Annotated in this window: 16 protein-coding genes and 2 pseudogenes; 9 read left to right on the top strand and 9 right to left on the bottom strand. The window is 51.9% G+C overall.

The genetic code is table 11. The features are described from left to right. The first annotated feature begins 11 nt into the window (after positions 1–11). The 4 genes from AC2FNE_RS08415 (at position 12) to AC2FNE_RS08400 (ending at position 2,843) form a co-directional block, all read left to right on the top strand. Positions 12–236, top strand: a complete 225-nt coding sequence (locus AC2FNE_RS08415; protein ID WP_170608936.1) for a hypothetical protein — start codon at positions 12–14, stop codon at positions 234–236. A gap of 88 nt (positions 237–324) precedes the next feature. Further along, complete coding sequence (locus AC2FNE_RS08410) at positions 325–1,356, top strand: glutamine synthetase beta-grasp domain-containing protein (RefSeq protein ID WP_170608938.1); 1,032 nt, start codon at positions 325–327, stop codon at positions 1,354–1,356. 548 nt (positions 1,357–1,904) lie between these two features. Next, the gene (locus AC2FNE_RS08405) at positions 1,905–2,342 is read left to right on the top strand and encodes an MASE1 domain-containing protein (RefSeq protein WP_170608950.1); all 438 of its coding nucleotides are present in this window, start codon (positions 1,905–1,907) and stop codon (positions 2,340–2,342) included. Positions 2,343–2,522: 180 nt separating this feature from the next. Next, the gene (locus AC2FNE_RS08400; protein WP_170608940.1) at positions 2,523–2,843 is read left to right on the top strand and encodes a hypothetical protein; all 321 of its coding nucleotides are present in this window, start codon (positions 2,523–2,525) and stop codon (positions 2,841–2,843) included. Here AC2FNE_RS08400 and AC2FNE_RS08395 read toward each other — a convergent pair. Continuing rightward, a complete protein-coding gene (locus AC2FNE_RS08395) occupies positions 2,830–4,698 on the bottom strand; it encodes an adenylate/guanylate cyclase domain-containing protein (protein WP_170608942.1) in 1,869 nt (622 codons plus the stop codon). The genes AC2FNE_RS08400 and AC2FNE_RS08395 overlap by 14 nt on opposite strands. 484 nt (positions 4,699–5,182) lie before the next feature. On the opposite strand from AC2FNE_RS08395, the pseudogene AC2FNE_RS08390 reads away from it, so the two are divergent. Both AC2FNE_RS08390 and AC2FNE_RS08385 read left to right on the top strand, forming a co-directional pair. Continuing rightward, positions 5,183–5,737, top strand: a pseudogene (locus AC2FNE_RS08390) (IS6 family transposase); the annotation flags it as partial. 224 nt (positions 5,738–5,961) lie between these two features. Then, positions 5,962–6,729 (top strand): bZIP transcription factor, encoded by a 768-nt coding sequence (locus AC2FNE_RS08385; RefSeq protein ID WP_170611195.1) that lies wholly within the window; start codon positions 5,962–5,964, stop codon positions 6,727–6,729. A gap of 468 nt (positions 6,730–7,197) precedes the next feature. On the opposite strand, the gene AC2FNE_RS08380 is transcribed toward AC2FNE_RS08385, so the two are convergent. Next, on the bottom strand, positions 7,198–7,452 hold the full coding sequence (locus AC2FNE_RS08380) for a hypothetical protein (RefSeq protein WP_496805168.1): 255 nt from the start codon (positions 7,450–7,452) through the stop codon (positions 7,198–7,200). A gap of 362 nt (positions 7,453–7,814) precedes the next feature. Continuing rightward, positions 7,815–8,435, bottom strand: coding sequence for a hypothetical protein (locus AC2FNE_RS08375; RefSeq protein WP_170477484.1), 621 nt, complete (start codon positions 8,433–8,435; stop codon positions 7,815–7,817). Positions 8,436–8,560: 125 nt separating this feature from the next. On the opposite strand from AC2FNE_RS08375, the gene AC2FNE_RS08370 reads away from it, so the two are divergent. Next, on the top strand, positions 8,561–8,794 hold the full coding sequence (locus tag AC2FNE_RS08370) for a hypothetical protein (RefSeq protein WP_170477481.1): 234 nt from the start codon (positions 8,561–8,563) through the stop codon (positions 8,792–8,794). Between the two features lie 422 nt (positions 8,795–9,216). Here the strand turns inward: AC2FNE_RS08370 and AC2FNE_RS08365 are convergent, their stop codons facing one another. Both AC2FNE_RS08365 and AC2FNE_RS08360 read right to left on the bottom strand, forming a co-directional pair. Next, entirely contained in the window at positions 9,217–10,158 is a 942-nt protein-coding gene (locus AC2FNE_RS08365) for a hypothetical protein (protein WP_496805167.1), read from the bottom strand. Between the two features lie 158 nt (positions 10,159–10,316). After that, entirely contained in the window at positions 10,317–11,849 is a 1,533-nt protein-coding gene (locus tag AC2FNE_RS08360; RefSeq protein ID WP_496805166.1) for a winged helix-turn-helix domain-containing tetratricopeptide repeat protein, read from the bottom strand. Positions 11,850–11,998: 149 nt separating this feature from the next. On the opposite strand from AC2FNE_RS08360, the gene AC2FNE_RS08355 reads away from it, so the two are divergent. After that, complete coding sequence (locus AC2FNE_RS08355; protein WP_170481759.1) at positions 11,999–12,157, top strand: hypothetical protein; 159 nt, start codon at positions 11,999–12,001, stop codon at positions 12,155–12,157. A gap of 147 nt (positions 12,158–12,304) precedes the next feature. Here AC2FNE_RS08355 and AC2FNE_RS08350 read toward each other — a convergent pair whose 3' ends face one another. The 4 genes from AC2FNE_RS08350 to AC2FNE_RS08335 all read right to left on the bottom strand — a co-directional run bounded on the left by AC2FNE_RS08350 (position 12,305) and on the right by AC2FNE_RS08335 (position 16,360). Next, entirely contained in the window at positions 12,305–12,805 is a 501-nt protein-coding gene (locus AC2FNE_RS08350; RefSeq protein WP_170608883.1) for a GNAT family N-acetyltransferase, read from the bottom strand. A gap of 163 nt (positions 12,806–12,968) precedes the next feature. Beyond that, on the bottom strand, positions 12,969–13,913 hold the full coding sequence (locus AC2FNE_RS08345; RefSeq protein WP_496805165.1) for an adenylate/guanylate cyclase domain-containing protein: 945 nt from the start codon (positions 13,911–13,913) through the stop codon (positions 12,969–12,971). 306 nt (positions 13,914–14,219) lie between these two features. Further along, positions 14,220–14,969 carry an SDR family NAD(P)-dependent oxidoreductase gene (locus AC2FNE_RS08340; RefSeq protein ID WP_496805164.1) on the bottom strand — a complete coding sequence of 250 codons (750 nt, stop codon included), beginning with the start codon at positions 14,967–14,969 and terminating at the stop codon, positions 14,220–14,222. Positions 14,970–15,019: 50 nt separating this feature from the next. Beyond that, on the bottom strand, positions 15,020–16,360 hold the full coding sequence (locus AC2FNE_RS08335) for an adenylate/guanylate cyclase domain-containing protein (protein ID WP_496805163.1): 1,341 nt from the start codon (positions 16,358–16,360) through the stop codon (positions 15,020–15,022). A 180-nt stretch (positions 16,361–16,540) separates the two neighbouring features. Between AC2FNE_RS08335 and AC2FNE_RS08330 the strand changes: the two are divergent. Continuing rightward, positions 16,541–16,711 (top strand): annotated as a pseudogene (locus AC2FNE_RS08330) (IS6 family transposase); the annotation flags it as partial. Between the last annotated feature and the right edge of the window lie 64 nt (positions 16,712–16,775).

Below are 16,775 nucleotides of genomic sequence, written 5' to 3'. Positions count from 1 at the left end.
GGGAGAAGCGTTTGGTTTTCAACTGGGATGACGAGGCCGAAACTAAAGCCGGCTACACCGCAGCCATAGAAGCGGTGCTTGGCCTGACTGCTCAAAAGATGCCGGTTACGGAGAAGGCTGTTGATGAGTGGCTTGATGTGTCGCTTAGCGGCATCGACGAACATAAGCACATCCGCCGTCATGCGATGGCGGTTGCTGTGCGGATGATCCGCGGGCCAATGCATCCGCCAAACTAGGTGACCCTTTCTATAAGGGCCGCACAGAGTTCGCCACTGGTCCGACAATTCTTTACGAACGGACAGGGCAAAAATTAAGGAGAAAACAATGGCAAACGCTCGTCTCGACTACATTTGGCTGGATGGCTACGAGGTCACAAACATCCGGACAAAAGCACAAATCCACCCGGATAGTTCGTACACCGGGTCGCTTGAAGAGACCCCGAAATGGGGCTTTGATGGCAGCTCTACTCAGCAGGCGGAGGGCCATGACTCTGACTGCATTCTGCAGCCGGTTCGGGTCTATCCAAATCCCTTCAGGCAAAACGCCTACCTCGTTTTGTGCGAGGTTTTTCATCGGGATGGACGCCCCCACGAAACCAACACGCGAAACCTCATCGATCGGGAAACTGAAGCTGAATTCTGGTTTGGTTTTGAGCAGGAATACATTTTGATGACCTCAAATGGACGACCTGTTGGCTTTCCGGATGGTGGCTTTCCGGAGCCCCAGGGACCCTACTACTGCGCCGTCGGATCGCATCGCGTTGAGGCAAGAGAAATGGTCGACGAACACTGGGACGCCTGCCTTGCTGCCGACTTGGGTGTGACCGGGACTAATGCCGAGGTCATGCTGGGTCAGTGGGAATTTCAGTGTTTTGGAAAGGGGGCCCTTCGCGCTGCGGATGACCTGATTATAGCTCGCTTTCTACTGCACCTTATATCTGAGAAATATGATCTGATAGCGACTTTCGATCCGAAACCGATCTCTGGGGATTGGAACGGCTCTGGCATGCACTCAAACTTTTCCTATGACTACCTGCGCGATGTCGGTGGAAAGGACTATGTCGAGGCGCTATGCGAAGGGTTTCGTCCGTTCCATCAGGATCACATCGATGTTTACGGGGCAGGAAACGAACGAAGGTTGACTGGGTCTCATGAAACGGCCTCGATCGATGAGTTTAGCTTTGGAGCGTCGAACCGAGGCGCATCAATTCGCATACCACTGTACACTACAACGCATGACTGGAAGGGCTACTTGGAAGATCGGCGACCGGCATCCGATGCCGATCCTTATCTCGTTGTCGACCGCATAATGCGAACCGTCAAAGTGGCTCACGAAGAGGGGCTTAAGGCTGTGTGATTAGGAGGATTGGAGTAAGGTATGGCAAGGATCGAGATCCAGAAGACGATGTTCGAGGACTGGAAGTAGGTGCACGTTTCCGGCCGTGCGCCTGTAACAGATGCGGCGCATCTGACTGGCGGCCAGATGCAGGCCCTCTCTGAGAAGCTCGGCTGGAGCACAGACGGGTAGTTCCATATTGTTGATGCGGCAGGAAACCTTGTCCTGGAATCGAAGCTGGAGTTCTTCTGAATGCATCCAGCTGAGGGGAGCAACACCAATGAGCTGAAAAGAGACGGCTGGTCTTGATTTGGAGCTTTCCTCGCACAGCAGAAATATCAGCTACTCGCAGAAAGCAGGTGGCATAGCTCAGAAACCTTGGAACAAGGAATGTGGACTGACTCGAACAGTAATAATGGAACGACATTGCCTACGAGCGAGACTCAGAGGAACAGGTTGGCTGTTGGCCCAAAGTTTCTCGTCATCTTTGTTGTGTATGTCCTTGTCAGTTTCGTTCTGGCCATACTCAGCCTAACAATGGCGGCTAACAACGCGGGTGTTGCGGTCATCTGGTTGCCGGCCGGCTCTGCACTTGTTGCGTTGGTCTACTTAGATATGCGGCTCTGGCCAGGCGTTGCTTTGGCATCTTTGATCTCCAACCTTTTTTTGGTTCAACAATCCAAGCCGCCGTTGGAATCGGAGTCGGCAGTGCCTTGGGAGCGATTATCGCCACCTTGGCCCTGCGAACTCTCGGCCCTTGGGGTGAGCTTTCGATCTTTTTCAGAGCCCTAAAGCTAGGCACCTTCGGAGCAGTGATCAGTGCAACCGTCAACGCCGCAATTGGTGTCGGATCGCTATATTTCTCAGATATTGTACCCATTTCAGACTTTGCGAAGACTTGGGCGCGATGGGTTGTGGGGGATTCAGTCGGGATCTTTTTGTTTAGCTCGTTCGTCCTGCTTTATTACATGTTTAGAGACCATGAATACTACAGGGCCGCGTCCTAACGGACGGCTCAGCTTAAGGCTTTCAAAGGAATTAATGCGCGAAAAAGATTGGAAGCCACAAGCCAGAGAGACGGCAACTCCGGGAAAATGTCGACGATAATGCCGAGTGGGAAGCAGGATTGACGCAGGCGAGCTGGACAAAGAACTAAAGGAAAACGAGCGTGGCCCCGTTGTTGTCCCATGCATGCCGGTGTCTTGGTCGTTCTGGGCAATCTGTTTCTGGAGAAAGTCCGCATCGACGATGCTGTCGGCGCCTGGCCCGTTCACGGCCTGTGCGGTCTCTGGGGAGGCATTGCCACCGGAATTTTCGGCGACCACGCGCTGGGAACACAAATTCTTGGCTCGTTGGTCATTTCGGCTTGGGCGTTTGGCACAATCTATCTTTTCTTCATGGGGATGAAAAGCCTGGGAGTGTTGAGAGTTTCGAAGCAAGAGGAACTTGCTGGCCTCGATGTTCGCGAGCATGGCGAGATGGAAGGCGAGGGCGTCAGTAGTCCATGACGGACCGGCGTCGAAGCCGATAGATCCGGTCGGTTCCGAAGCCTTTGGCGAGAGGGACGATACCCAGATAATCCGCTGACAGCTTATCGTCGTCTTCCGCCACGATATAGGCGGCGCACTGTTCACTCAAATAGACCGTACCAGGCGTTGCCACCGGTTCGATCCTCGCCGCTTTGTTTACGTGGGTTCCGAAAAAATTCTGGCGGGCGATGATTTTGTCGTTGGCGGGATATACCGGACCGGTATGGATACCGATCCGTATGTTTGTTTCCCGCGGAAGGCCTTTCGCCAACCAATCCGTTGTCCGAAGCGTATCCAGCAGGTTCATTGAAAAAACGCCGGCATCCACGGCGTTCGCGAAAACCAGAAAAAGCCCGTCGCCCCATGTATTCTGAAACAACGGGCGCTGCGGGCTGGTATTTAATATGTCGGCGATCTCGCCGAGAAATCTGACATAGGACAAGGTGCTCTCTTCGGAGAAGCCGGAGAAGCCCACCACATCGGCAAATATCATCGTTCGCACTTCCCGCATAGCGCTCTTCGCTCTGGTATTTGGGCCGTTGGCCGGCGATGTCGGGGATCCCCAGCTCATTTCAACGGTGTGAAAATACCTGGCTTTCCGTCGCATGGTGGATGGGAAGTGGTTGTCGAACATGCGGGCATCGTCGGCGACGGTGAACAGATGCAGATCCGCTTCTAGATAGCGTGTCCGCAACTGAGCATAGCCGCCTGCAAGCCGCCTCGCATAGCCATAGAGACTGCCGTCGCCATAATGCCCCTCGCGGGTCGCCACCTCGACCGAGTCCGCCCCGTCGACAACGCTGTGAAAACGAGCGATCCAATTTTCTCCGAAGACACCGATACAGGCGTCCGCAACTTCATCGCGTGAAAAGGGCAAGACGACATTTGTCTCCGCGCCGCGCGACTGCATTGCCTCAAGAAATAGGATCTCCGAGATACTCGAAACAGAGCAATAGGCAAAGCCGATATCCCGGTCCAACATAACCGCGCTCGGGCGACCCTCCAGCGTTTCGAATTCCTCCGAACCCGCGGCCGGTCCATTATTACCGACGCTGGCTCCTGTTACCGGTAGGAACGCCGCGACCGCGGGAATGGATACAACATCGATGAAATTGTCGGGCAAGCCCACGCAACGCTCAATTAGGCGCAGCTGCCTACGCATGCTGGCCAAATCGCCGAACTTTCCCTTGGCCATTTGTGCCGCCTTAGCGTAGAGTTTTTTTGCAGCGTCGTAGTCTTCTCTGAGCAGGAAAGTTTCACCGAGGGTCGCAACGCACCAATAGTCGGGGTTGGCAATGGCCTGACAGGTGCCCTCGATCCGCTTGGCTAACTCGCGGCTTCGTTTTCGATCGCCGATCGCAAACAGCATCGTGGCGGCATTGATGCCCGGAAAAAAATTTCCCGACAAGTCGAATGCTTGGAGGTAATGGCAAATGGACTCCTCACCGGCTGCCCGGCTTTCTTCGACGTTCGCGGATTTGGCCCAGCGATCTTTTGCGATCCGTCCGGCGAGGCTCAACATCTCGATAGACTGCTTTCGATCAGCGGCGGGACTGTGCAAAACTTGATCAAGTCGCGAGGAGGCCGCATCCAGCGAGCCGCTTCGCGCCAATGCGAGTGCCGCCAGATAGGTGAGTTCAATGTCTTCTGGAAAACTATTGATACCTGCCAAGAGGATATCATAGGCAAGAGCCAACAGCCCACGATCGATGGCCCCCTTGCCCAAAGCCCGACACTTTTCAGGCCCCTCCGACAACATTTTTTCAAGAGCCTGATCGGACGAGGCAATCTCGTATAAGCGGCCCAAATTCACGGATGCAGCGTTGGACCTCATCTAGTTTCTCCGAGTTCAATACAATCAAATCCTGCGAGTGGCTCAGCTATGGAGCCTTGCTGCACTATTCGTCTAAAAGCCAGCTTTCCCTTTTTCGGACGAATTTAGTCTACGGATCGTTTGACGGGTTTGCCAAGGGGTGCCACTGCCATGGCCGAAGTTGCGATCCGCAACTCGACCCAAAGGGAGATGTCAGAATAACTTGGCTTGAGCGGTCTTGTCATTTGTGGACGGCTCCTTTTTTGCAAGAGATTTCTTGAGCGACGTGCATCGAAGCAGGTTGCGGTCATTTGTCCGGCCTGTTGACGCGGTGCATGTGACCGCTGGCCTTGATGAAGTCCGCATGCCAGGTGCCGATCAGAAGATCGGACTTTAATGTCCAGACAAGACCTCGGGCTGTCCCGGCTGCGGTCCCTTACGATAATCATCACTCACTTCTGCCCTTGCATCTCATCACGGCGTTTCGGGCGCCGTTATGTCCTCCTACTGGTGGAATAGGTTCGGTCCGATGTTTGCTTCTGAGATCCGAAGAAAGCGTGTTCAGCGGCTGCGCGCGTTCTCGAAATGGAAATGGCACGTGGACGAGGTCTTTGTGAAGGTGAATGGTAAGCGGCATTATCTGTGGCGGGCTGTGGATCAGGAAGGTGAGGTGCTGGAAGCCGTTGTCACCAAACGTCGAAACAAGGCTGCAGCACTGAAATTCCTTAGGAAATTGATGAAACGGCACGGCAAAGCTGAAGAAGTCGTCACAGATCGCTTCGCGTCCTACAAGGCTGCGTTCAGAGAATTGGGTGCGCTCGAAAAACAAAAGACGGGCAGGTGGCTGAACAACCGGGTTGAGAATTCGCACCTGCCGTTCCGACGAAGGGAACGCGCCATACAGCGTTTCAGGCGGATGCGAAGTTTGCAGAAATTCGCCGCCGTCTATTCCTCCATCTACAACCATTTCAACCAGGAAAGATCGCTCACCAGCAGAGACACCTTCAAGCTGACACGCACCGCCGCTCTTGCCGAGTGGCGCGAACTTGGCGCGGGATAAAGGACAGCGTCACTGGCCTAACAGAGACGAGTTCGAATTCGTCTGACAGCACTCGAAAATTATCTGGAAAAATCAAAACTGAAAGTTCCATCGGGAAACAAATGCATTGTCACTTTCGGGTTGAAGTAAATCATGTGGTAGGTCGATCAGGAGATAGTAAGCTTGCAACTGACGGAGTAAGTAGCCAGCATCGTCGCATTATAGTTGAATTCGGGAAGCACCCCTTGAAGAAAGTCATCTTTGAATACGTCGACGGTAACATGGCTGGATATGAATGGCGTTGGGAAGTTTCACTCGAACGCTTGGACAGTGGCTCTTTCACGCTATCGGCAGAACAAACTCTCATAGAAGCAGATGATTTCGATGAGCCTCTTGAAGTGAACCCTGTCTCGGGGCTTGTCTTGGGGGAGGATATATTTGAAGCCTTTCAGGGGTTGGTGTCTGAAATTTGTGGTGATGGAGTAGACTTCGATCTCGAGGATGTAGCCAAGAATGTAGCTGCCTTGGACTCAGCGACGGGCAGGCGCTTCCTGCACGGAGAAGAATTACTTGAGCAAAGGGCCTTTCGCGAGCGGAAGACGGAGCAAATCGAAACGGAAGCAAGACTGTCTCGTTTCAAAAGCAAAATCGAAGAGCTTACCTCCGGCTTGAGCGACGAGGCAGAAAAATTGGGAACTACCGAAATTCGCTCGCCAAAAGAACGAGTACAAACTTATCTCAAAAGCCGGTTAATGCGCTTCGAGGAACTGCCGAGCAAAGAAACCGCGTTTACTGAAGTTCTGGCTTGGGACGAGAATGTTAGTCCGAGCATTCAGGACGGTTGGACCATTTTGAAATACAGACAAACATCAGACATTCATGGTACTGGTGGGATTTGCCCATATTGCGGCTTCGAGGTCAGAGCAAAGCCGCTGGCATCAAGGTGGAATGCCAACTGTCAGTGCGGCGCTAATTTAGATTATCTAGGCCAAGCTCATCTTAAAAACGAATGAGTCATTCGCCTTAGCTGTTGGAGGTTTGTGCTTTGCGCTTTTGGTTTATTAGTACAACCATCTTTCCGATCTTGTTTCCGGTAATACCGTACTGCTAACAACAACCTTCCACAAGCTGGAAGGTTGGGCACACAGCGATTTTTTGTGCGCGCGGGAAAAAAGCCAAGGCGAAACCTAAGGGATGTTTGATAGCCCAAAATAACCCTATTCGTGGGACGATTTCCGTGACTTATGACTAATTAATACAATAAAAACAATGATACTATTTGGATTCAAAATCCCCCGCCTTCACGGGCGTGAGAGTTCGAGTCTCTCCTTGGGCACCACAATAATCCTTTAAGTTTATTAATATCAGTGGGTTGTGTTGTAGTAGTCCTTATTAGACCCCCATATAGTCCCCCATACTATTTGTGGCGTATGAGTTACTTGATCTTATAGAATCGACAACAACGGATGTCCTAGATCGAATTAGTCCACCGTGAAGTTAACTGTGAGGCGGTCGGTACCCACCTCATCACCATCCTGTTTCCGCGGCAAGGCTTTGGCATGCCCAAATGGAATGAGAAACATCGCAATCTTGATAGCCTTGTCATGATTGCCCTTATCAACCGCGCCTTTCAGCTGCCCAAACAAGTATTGCATCGGTTCAACGTAGTTTCGACGCGATGCTAAATCTTCATATCGTTTCATACGGTTACGCTTGAGTTTGTCCCGCTTTGACATGCGAGGATCATAACTATCCAACGCCTATTAGGAAAGAAAAGACATTCGTTCTGCCCGCAAAGCTGACGTTCGCGTTAAGTGCAGCGAAGGTCTGCACTGAGCCCATACTGGAAGTGCTCAGGTCTGAACCCTCGCAGGTGCAGCAATATCACCGACCTAAGACATCATCTGCGTCGCAGAGAGAAAAGCGGCCATTCGTTCACAGCACGAAGAAATTTGAGACTTTGATGTCTGAGTCGCGGACTTTGCCCTCATCTAACGCTCCAGAATCGATGTCGGTTGTTCTGAAAGCCCTTAGATCGAATTTAATTCAAGCATGATTGTTGAGCGCTTCGATTCCACTATTGATGTTCCCTGACATGCTAACGCAATGCCCGTCGGCTCTTCAGCGGTTCCTCGGCCACTGCAGCGCGTTGCAGAAAGAGCAGTTCGCCCAACATCTCGCGGACCGATGCTTTTGAAGGGGTAGGTTCCAGAAAGTCAAACAGACGCAACAAATTTGCCGGGTGTTTTACGACCAATGCTGCCAAACGCTCTTTCGCGGTATCGACCTCATAGGCCGCAATCATTTGCGCCGCGGCTTGCGTTGGGGTCAGCAGAGCATAATCTTGTGGCCGCATGGATGTTTCTCGCAGCGCGTCAAACGGCGATGCACCAAGCGCACGGAATTTCGGCATATGAATGCGTATGTCAGCAGCGCGGTTCTCAATCACCGAACCAGATCGCTGAAAATATTCGAAAGGGGCGAGTTTTTTCAATGCGCGTCTTCGCATCGGGGCGGACAAGATATCAAGATCTGCACGATCGTAATGCAAATCGTCAAAGACGGAGATCAACCGCAGTCCCGCGTCGGCTACCATCAAGTAAGGATCGGCGTTCAGTGCCGCGACCATGTCGGCAGAGTTTGCATGCTGCTGCGCGGCTTCATAAGGTACAACCGCGTAAGTCTTCCGGTCAAAAAGACGTTTAAGTTGATCTATCATCAAGTCGAATCCTTCATTCGCTTCGACGCGACGATCCTCCACTAGTAGTCGCAGGCAAACAGATAGGCTTTACGAGGTGCAAAAGAACCCTAATTGCTGAGTAGGCATCCTCAGGTAAAACTATCATGCTGCAAGACAAGAAATCAGAAACCGATGCCGAGCGGCGAAAGGCGCTGCTGCGGCGCTTGTTATCTGACCTGAGCCGGTCCAATCCCGAACTCTACTATCAGTCGACGAGCCAGATTTCTCGGTTGCTGAAAGATCATATTTCTGATGGCAAATCGCTAAACGGAGAAGATCGCAAACTTATGGAACCGCTCACCTGCCGCGACCTCGAAGTCCTCCTTAGTCTACATTAGCGACAGAAGTCCCAGTCTTTCATTTTAACGCGCAAATAACCACAAACGCGGAAAAACAGTCGTTCGTTTATCTTGCAGCATCAGTCAAGTTGAGCGCGAAACCGTAAAGCTGGAAATTTACGAAGGCATGCCTTGCAATACATGCTGGGCTGTTGCGACAATAAGCGGGTCTCGGCGTTGAACTTAAAGATGCTTTGACCATTGCTGAACAGATAGACATCTGACCACCCTGCGAGCGGTCGAAATGTCCGCTCGCAACCTCAAACTAGTCATCTGACCAAATCTCTCGGATGTCCGCGTTGAGCCCAAACCTGACCTTCTATCCCGCATCTATCGCTCAAGCCTATTGCACCTCACAACGCACCGGTACGAGACGACGTGTCCATGGCCGCTAAGTCTACGGAGTTGTCATAACAGTACGTTTAGCGATACGGAGTTACGTAAACCATTGTGGCTGGGTTCAAATCATCATTCGGGTCCGTCAAGATGCCTTCTGGAAAGGATACTGAGATTGACCGATCTGTCGTGTCCATGCAAAGCATATGATTGTTGTCTCCGTCACCCAGGTTGGCCAGCGCGATCGGCTTCACTCCACGACGGGTCCCATCGGGCGCCTCGACGGTGATCGTATATTGATCGCGCTCTACCTCACCTGGTTCGCTACCATCTTTCAGCGTCACACCACCCTCCCACGTGACACGGACCGCCTGAACTATACCTTCCGTCGGGCAGAGGCTGCCTCTGACGCGACGCGGACCCAAAGTGCCGACTAATGTCCAGTCCTCCACGACTTCGGCCAAAACAATCGACGGCCCGTCTTCTAAGGGTGTCACCGACACACTAGCCCCCCGAAAATCTAGCTTCCCGTCGATCGACCGCAAATGTCCGACAACGTCGACTCTAACCGGTGGGTCACTGTCAGCGGGTCCCAATTGCCCTATCAAAAGAACCGTGCGCAACTCACCAGGGTCTGTGGCAGGCAGCACCGACACGCAGTGCATCGTCCCAGACGCGCCCGACCGGGTTGTGACTTTAAAGTCCCCTGCCTGCATCGTCGAGATGTCTACCTCAGTCGAAAAGATCACGGGCATTCCGGTGTTGCCCTCAGACCCTCTGCAAATCACATTGGAGACGCGTGGCAGTGCGTCAAGCCCGTGGAAGGCCGAGAGGAGTTTAGCGGATTTTCCATTCACCTCTCTAGGCAGGCCAGCATCTGCCGTTGAATCAAAGAGGTCGCGATTGGATATGTTGCCAGTCCAAGACCCCGGTCCATACATTATGAACCAAACAACACTGGCGCTGATTGCCGCCGTCACACCTAGCAAGCCGCTGATTTTGGTCCGCTTAGGAATACCCTTGATCATACAAGTTACCTCCGCACGTGTGGGTCGCGGATTCAATTCTTACCGTGAGCGTCCTGACCCTAGAAGAACAGTCTGAGTAGAAACCGCAGGAGTATGGCCGCTCCGAGCCCCAAGCCGCCGATCTACAATGGCATTTTGACAGAGGTTGAACACGGCAATTAGTCGAGACCCGCTAGGACCAGATGCTCCAAGTAATGCGCCTTCTCTTCCGGAACAGCATAGGCCACAAAATCCCGAACATGGGTCAGGTTATAGCCAGAACTGGCGCGTTTAACCTCGTCGATTGTGGCACGTGCATCGCTCTTTCGCCCTAATGCAGCATAACATGCTGCCACGTGGGCCAGAGCGTTCGCGTGGTAGGGTTGGGATGTTCGAATACGTTCTAATCTTGGCATGGCTTCTTCGTATCTGTGCAAATTGAAGAGCGCTCTCCCATAGAACACATGGAAAAGTTCCGGGTAGTATGGATTCAATCGCATGGCTTCATCTAGTGCCACAAGTGCTTCCGCCGAACGCCCTGCATAAGTCATGGAGAAGGCCAGCATGCTGCGGAACTGTGCGTTGCCCGGATTGGTCTCAACTGCACGGCGTTGCTCCTCGAGGCCGCGGTCAAATGCTTTGTCGCTCCACATGTAAACCCAGCCAAGGACAGCATGTGCGAATGGTTCTCGATGATCTGCTGACACGCCAGCCAGGGCCGCTTCTTTAGCAAGGTCCAACGCCGTTCTAGTATCATCCGCCCAGGCGTTTGATGCCTCTGATATGTGTGTCCAAGCCACAAGCGCATGCGCCCTAGCAAATCCCGGATCTAACTTGAGGGCCTTCTGCGCCTCGGCCCGCGCCGTTTGAGCCTTGGATGGCTCCATACGATAGTTCAACTCTACTGCACGTAAGAAGTGATCGTAGGCGTTTACGGAATTCTCGCCTTTACTTTGCGCGCGACTGTGGTGCTGTCGTGTGATGGCTCCCACCAATGTGTTGGCAATAACGGCACTTATTTCGTCTTGCACCTCAAAGAGATCTTTAATGTCACGGTCGTACCTCTCTGACCACAGGTCATTGCCGCCCAGCGGATCGATCAGCCGGGCCGTGACCCGTATCCGCCCACCGGCGCGCCGAACTGATCCCTCGGCGATGTACTGAACACCCAAAGCACGAGCAATCTCGTCGGGTCTCTCCGATGCACCGCGAAAAGTGAAACTTGAATGACGAGCAATTACGAAAAGCTCATCATATCTTGATAGTTCGGTGATAATGTCGTCGGTGATTCCATCTGAGAAGTAGCTTTGCTCGGGATCGCCCGAAAGATTTTCAAACGGCAGAACTGCCAAAGATGGCCTGTCTATTGTGACGCCCGAAATTAAAGCCTGTGAAATTTCCACCGCACCTTGGAAACGAAAACCCCTACGTGGAACTGTTTTTATCAGGCGTTGCTTGCTGCCGCTGTCGCCGAGAGCCACTCTTGCCGCATTGATGGCGCTTGAGATGGCAGAATCCGAAACGATCCGCCCATTCCAAACATTTTCGATAAGGTCTTCGCGCGACACAAGTTGTCCGGGATGCGTCGCCAGCCAGACAATCAAATCCAATACCTTTGGCTCTAAAGGGATTGGGACGCCATCCTTATTAAGTTCCCCCCGAATTGGATCTAGCAGAAAACCGGCAAAAGAAAGGGCGTGCTGAGTACTCATAGATTGGATTCACCACAGCTATGAACGGTTTGGCAAGATGTCTGGACAAAACGACAAGAGTTCCCGGACAACGTCCCAAAGAACTGCACCTCTATGCATGCAAGATTAACACATCGCCGGATCACCCGGCAGTGACAGGAGTAATCGAGATGACACGCGACGAATATATCTTCAAGAACGCGCCCCAAATCGCCGAGCAAAGAATCCGCGCTGCAAGGGTGCTTCAGGCAAAGGAAGCTGAACGCAGGTGGAAAAGAGCGCTCGCGGAAATCAAAGGTTGGGGCATTCGAAGTATGCACGGACTCTAAGATGCCAATTCCAAGCCTTCGTGAAAGAAACATTCGCTCGGCATGAAGCCCTGCAGCCAACGACGGCTTTGTCTGCGGAACAGCCGTTCAGATGGTCGCGTCGCGTGGCGTTGTAGCCAACGACCGCATCGAGCCCGCACCCATTGCTTAAGCCTTCGATAAATTCATCATCATTTCATGCCACTGAATCCCTCCATGCGCTGATGCCGAAGGCTGTATGTACCTATATCCAAACTTCTCATAGAGAGGAATGTGGTGCTCTTTGCACATGAGGTGGATGATTTCTTTGTTTGCGTTAGTCATACGCTCCACAAACTCAGACATGAGTGCAGTAGACAAACCTTGGCCCTGATATGCCGGATCAACCACTACCGACATAATTACAACGTTGGGCGCAGTCGAGTCATGCCCGATGAGCTCCTTGAAATCTTCGTTAGACATTTCAACGTCATATGCGCAGCCACTGTTGATGAAGCCAGCAATTTCTTTATCAACTTCTAGAACTAAAAACCCCTCAGGATACTCGGCAATCCGCTTCGATATTGTCTTAAGCGTGGCAGCTTCGTCGCCATCGTAGGCTGTCGTTTCCACATCAAAGCAGCGTTTTGCGTCTGATGGCATTGCACTGCGAAATATTCGGGCATCCATGTTCTTCACCAATCCGCGAGCAAATCGCCGATGACGACATTCGACAGTTGAATACAGATTCCGTTGGCAATGAACAGCGGCTTTGTCAGTACCGCAAACATATCTCGAGATAAATTGAGCTGTCGCATCGGACCAAGTTCTGACATTAAAGTTTCAATTATCCTCAGTCACGCCAATTTAGAAGCCGAATTTGGTGGCTGCCATCAAGCCCTTTCAAAGATACAAGTTGAGGGTCAGAGAAAGACAAATCGAAGTCTGCACCAACTACGGCATGAGTAGTGTCTGACACGCAAATTTCCCCTTGTTCGGCGGCTTCGGTTACCCGAGCCGCTTTGTTTACGACGTTCCCAAAAAAATCATCGTTAGATCGCACAACGTCGCCTGTATGCAGTCCTACCCTAAGGCTTAACTTTGGTTCGGTATTCTGCTTGAGCATTTCGGTTTGAATGGTTTTTGCCGCGGTTAATGCAGCCCGTGCCGAAGCGAAGCTGGACATAGTTCCATCGCCCAACGACTTCACAAACTCTCCACCATTGGCCTCGATGACATTTCTTAGATTGTCAAAATGTGAAGCGACCAGTCTAGACCAAGCGAGGTCTCCTATTGCTTCGACAATCGGTGAAGAATTCACGATGTCAGTAAACATTATAGATGCCAAACCCTCAGCCTGACCAATGTTGAAACCTTCTTCGACAGAATCAAGAAGATCTTGGATCGCGGTGTGTTTTTGGCCAATCGAAGTTTCATTTGGCGATGGGAGAGATGCGTGGCGATGCACAATCTTCCAAAGTCCGTGTTCAAGCGCGAAAATCAGAGTGGTGCGAAAGGTTACTGGATCAGGTAATCCTCGAAACCTGAACCGGTTGGCGAACAAAGACCAGCCGATGTCTCCTGACTCATATGCTTCAGCAAGGAGCTCTTCCCTATCCAGTATATCAGGAACTTCTTCAAAATGACGCCCGATCGCTTCTCGAACCGCTGGGCCGAGCCAAAGCTCTCCATCAGCTGAACCAACAAAGCGCAGTTCAGAAGATTCAGATAGGTAGTTTTTGAGTTCGGCTTCATTGCGGGCGACCATTGCCTTATACCAGCGTCGTGAAACCGACATAAGTTCTGGGGACTCTTTAAGCATATTTGGAGAGTATTTGACGTGAAAAACTATTACTAACGCAAAAGCATTTTGCGCAGATCAAGGCGCAGGCTTCAACAGACATGTCTGAGATGCTCCGAATTAGTAGAAACATTTTGAGCGTAGTTTAACGGAGTCTAACGCTCAAGTTAATGACTGCTACATCCGCAAAATGGCACTTCGACTTACCTGAAGCGAAGGTCCGTACCGAGCCCACACCGACCGATGTTACAGAGCGCATGAAAGCCGGCGAAGAACCTGAGTCGTTCATTCGCGCCTCGCCGTTTACCGCATCACTCTGCCACCATCGAAAGGGATTGTCTGACCAGTAACGAAACCGGCAGCATTCGACGCCAACATCAAGACAAATGCCGATGTTTCCTCGTAGGTTGTCAGCCGCTTGAGCGGCACGCTATTGGCCGCTTGCGCAACCTCTTCAGGCGTGAACAACTCCCGCACCAATTCGCTATCGACGAAACCCAAAGCGACGGCGTTCACGTTGACGTAGGGTCCCAACTCCAGTGCCATCGATTGCGTCAGCATGTTCAACCCCGCCTTCGAGACCGCATAGTTGGCGTTTCCCGACCGTGCTACGACTGCCGAAGTGGCCGAGATGTTGACGATCCGGCCTCGTTTGGCAGCGACCATGTGACGGCCAACAGCTTGCGAGACGAGAAAGGGGCCTTTCAAATTGACATCCACGACCCGATCCCAATCGCGCTCACGCATTTCGAGGAACGGTGTGTCTATACTTAGACCTGCGTTATTGACAAGTATGTCGATGCCACCGAACACCTCGACAACCTGATTGACCATGGAATGAACGTCATCTGAGCGCGCAATATCGGCGCAACATGTGAGGGCTTCCCCTCCGGCGGCAACGATACGAGCGGCGGTTTTGTCAGCTTTTTCCTTAGACGACGCATAATTGAGCGCGACCTTCGCTCCTTGCGTCGCAAAATCAAGCGCCAGTTGCTTACCCAGCCCACCGCTTGCGCCTGTAATGAGCACCGATTGGCCTGCAAAAAGCTCCATGACGAGTGAACTCCGATACTACTGACAGTTAAAATACCCTAGGGGAACACTTAAGGACACCCGAAGATTGCCAGTTTCTCCGCTCGCCCTCGAACTTCGTAATTGCCAAGGGGCTTCCAGGCCTCTTCGCGGTCTACGTCGAACCCCGATTTCTCTAAGACTACTTCAGATACAACGAGGCGGCAGCCAAATTCCTTTGTTGCCTGTTCAAGCCGCGCCGCTACGTTCACTGTGTCGCCAAGAACCGTAAACTCCAACCTGGATTCGTCTCCAACTGCTCCAGAGAAAACTTCGCCCGCATGTATGCCAATCCCCACTTTTACTTTCTTTAAGCTCATTCTGCCTCGTTTCGCATTCCAACTATCAATGGATTCGAGTATGGCGATACTGCATTTTAGCGCGTTTTGAGCATCGTCGGCGGACGCGTCCGGGGCTCCAAAGACAGCCATTACAGAGTCACCAATGAACTTGTCGATTATCCCATTGTGCCCATGCACTTGAGCTGTCACGATTTTTCTGTACGTGGACAAAAACTCTCCAAGCGATCCGGGCGCCAGGCCTTCGGACATTGCTGTGAAGCCCCGCACATCGACAAATAGCACCGCCGCGGATTGCAACTTCCCTTTAAGCAATTCAGCTTGTTCAGCGGTCGACAACTGTTCGGCCAATTGAGCTGGCAGGAACTGCGCCAGCTTAGTCCGTCGGGTCGTTTCTTCAATCGCCCTGTTCAGAAGGGCTCTTGTGCGGACCGCTAGGAAGAACAGAATTCCACCAGTAAGTGCTACCATGAGCAGTCGCACAATGTTTAACGGCGTGTCGAAAAATCCCACTGTTCCCAACGCGTTGTCCATCTGGGGAGTAATGGGATCCGCGGCCAGGAAGTACAGGCTTATGAGCGCCATTACGACAAATATGAGTGCAAAGACCTGAAGCTTCGGATTATTCCTTAGCGCAACGAGCGCCAATATGGCGAAGGCTAAAAGTACCGGTGGCACGATGATAATCTGGCTCCACGGTAGATCTATAATCTTCACCGTTGCCACCAGCAGGCTCCACCAAAACACAATATCCATGGTGGTAAACAACCACGTCATCCAGGTACGGAACGAGTTTGAACGAACGACGTATAAAGTGACGCAGCCGATGGCAAAGTAACCGGCTGAAACAAACACAAAATACGGTGCCAGGTTCAATGCTGGATTGTCTTGTTCGAGCGTTGGAGCGACGACAACGAAAAAGAAGAACGAAATTGATAAGCCGACCGCACATCTGACATATCCAATTGACCGCTCAGCGCCGAGTTCCGCATCTAAAAGTAGATTTTTCGCATGTGTGTTCATCCCCGCCACAATATCATGGCAAAGTGGAAGACCGTATAACTTCTCGATCATTCTTGTTGATGATGCAATCTGCGACCGGACTATCGAATTACCAGGATGTGACTTCGTTCGCGAATACGGAGAAGAAAGTTCTAGCGATTGCGGGTATAATCAGAAGAGAAATGGCCTATCGGCGGAGTGTTTGTGAAGATCATCGGCAAGCGCCACTATCTGTGACGCGCCGTTGATTGTGAAAGGGCGATGCAGCGGTTGATGCGTATGAGAAGTTTGCAGAAATTCGCCGCAGTTCACTCTTCTGTCTACAGCCACTTCAATCAGGAGGGATTTCTTACTAACAGAGACACCTTCAAGCTGATACGTTTCGCCGCTCTTTCGGAGTACCGCGATCTTGGCGTTTCATAAAGGACAGCTTAACTGTCCCAGATGAGACTGGGTCGAGTTCGTCTGACAGAACCGAAAAACGTAT

Source organism: Ruegeria sp. YKSD179, from assembly GCF_059612885.1.
This window is presented reverse-complemented; position numbering and strand designations above follow the sequence as displayed.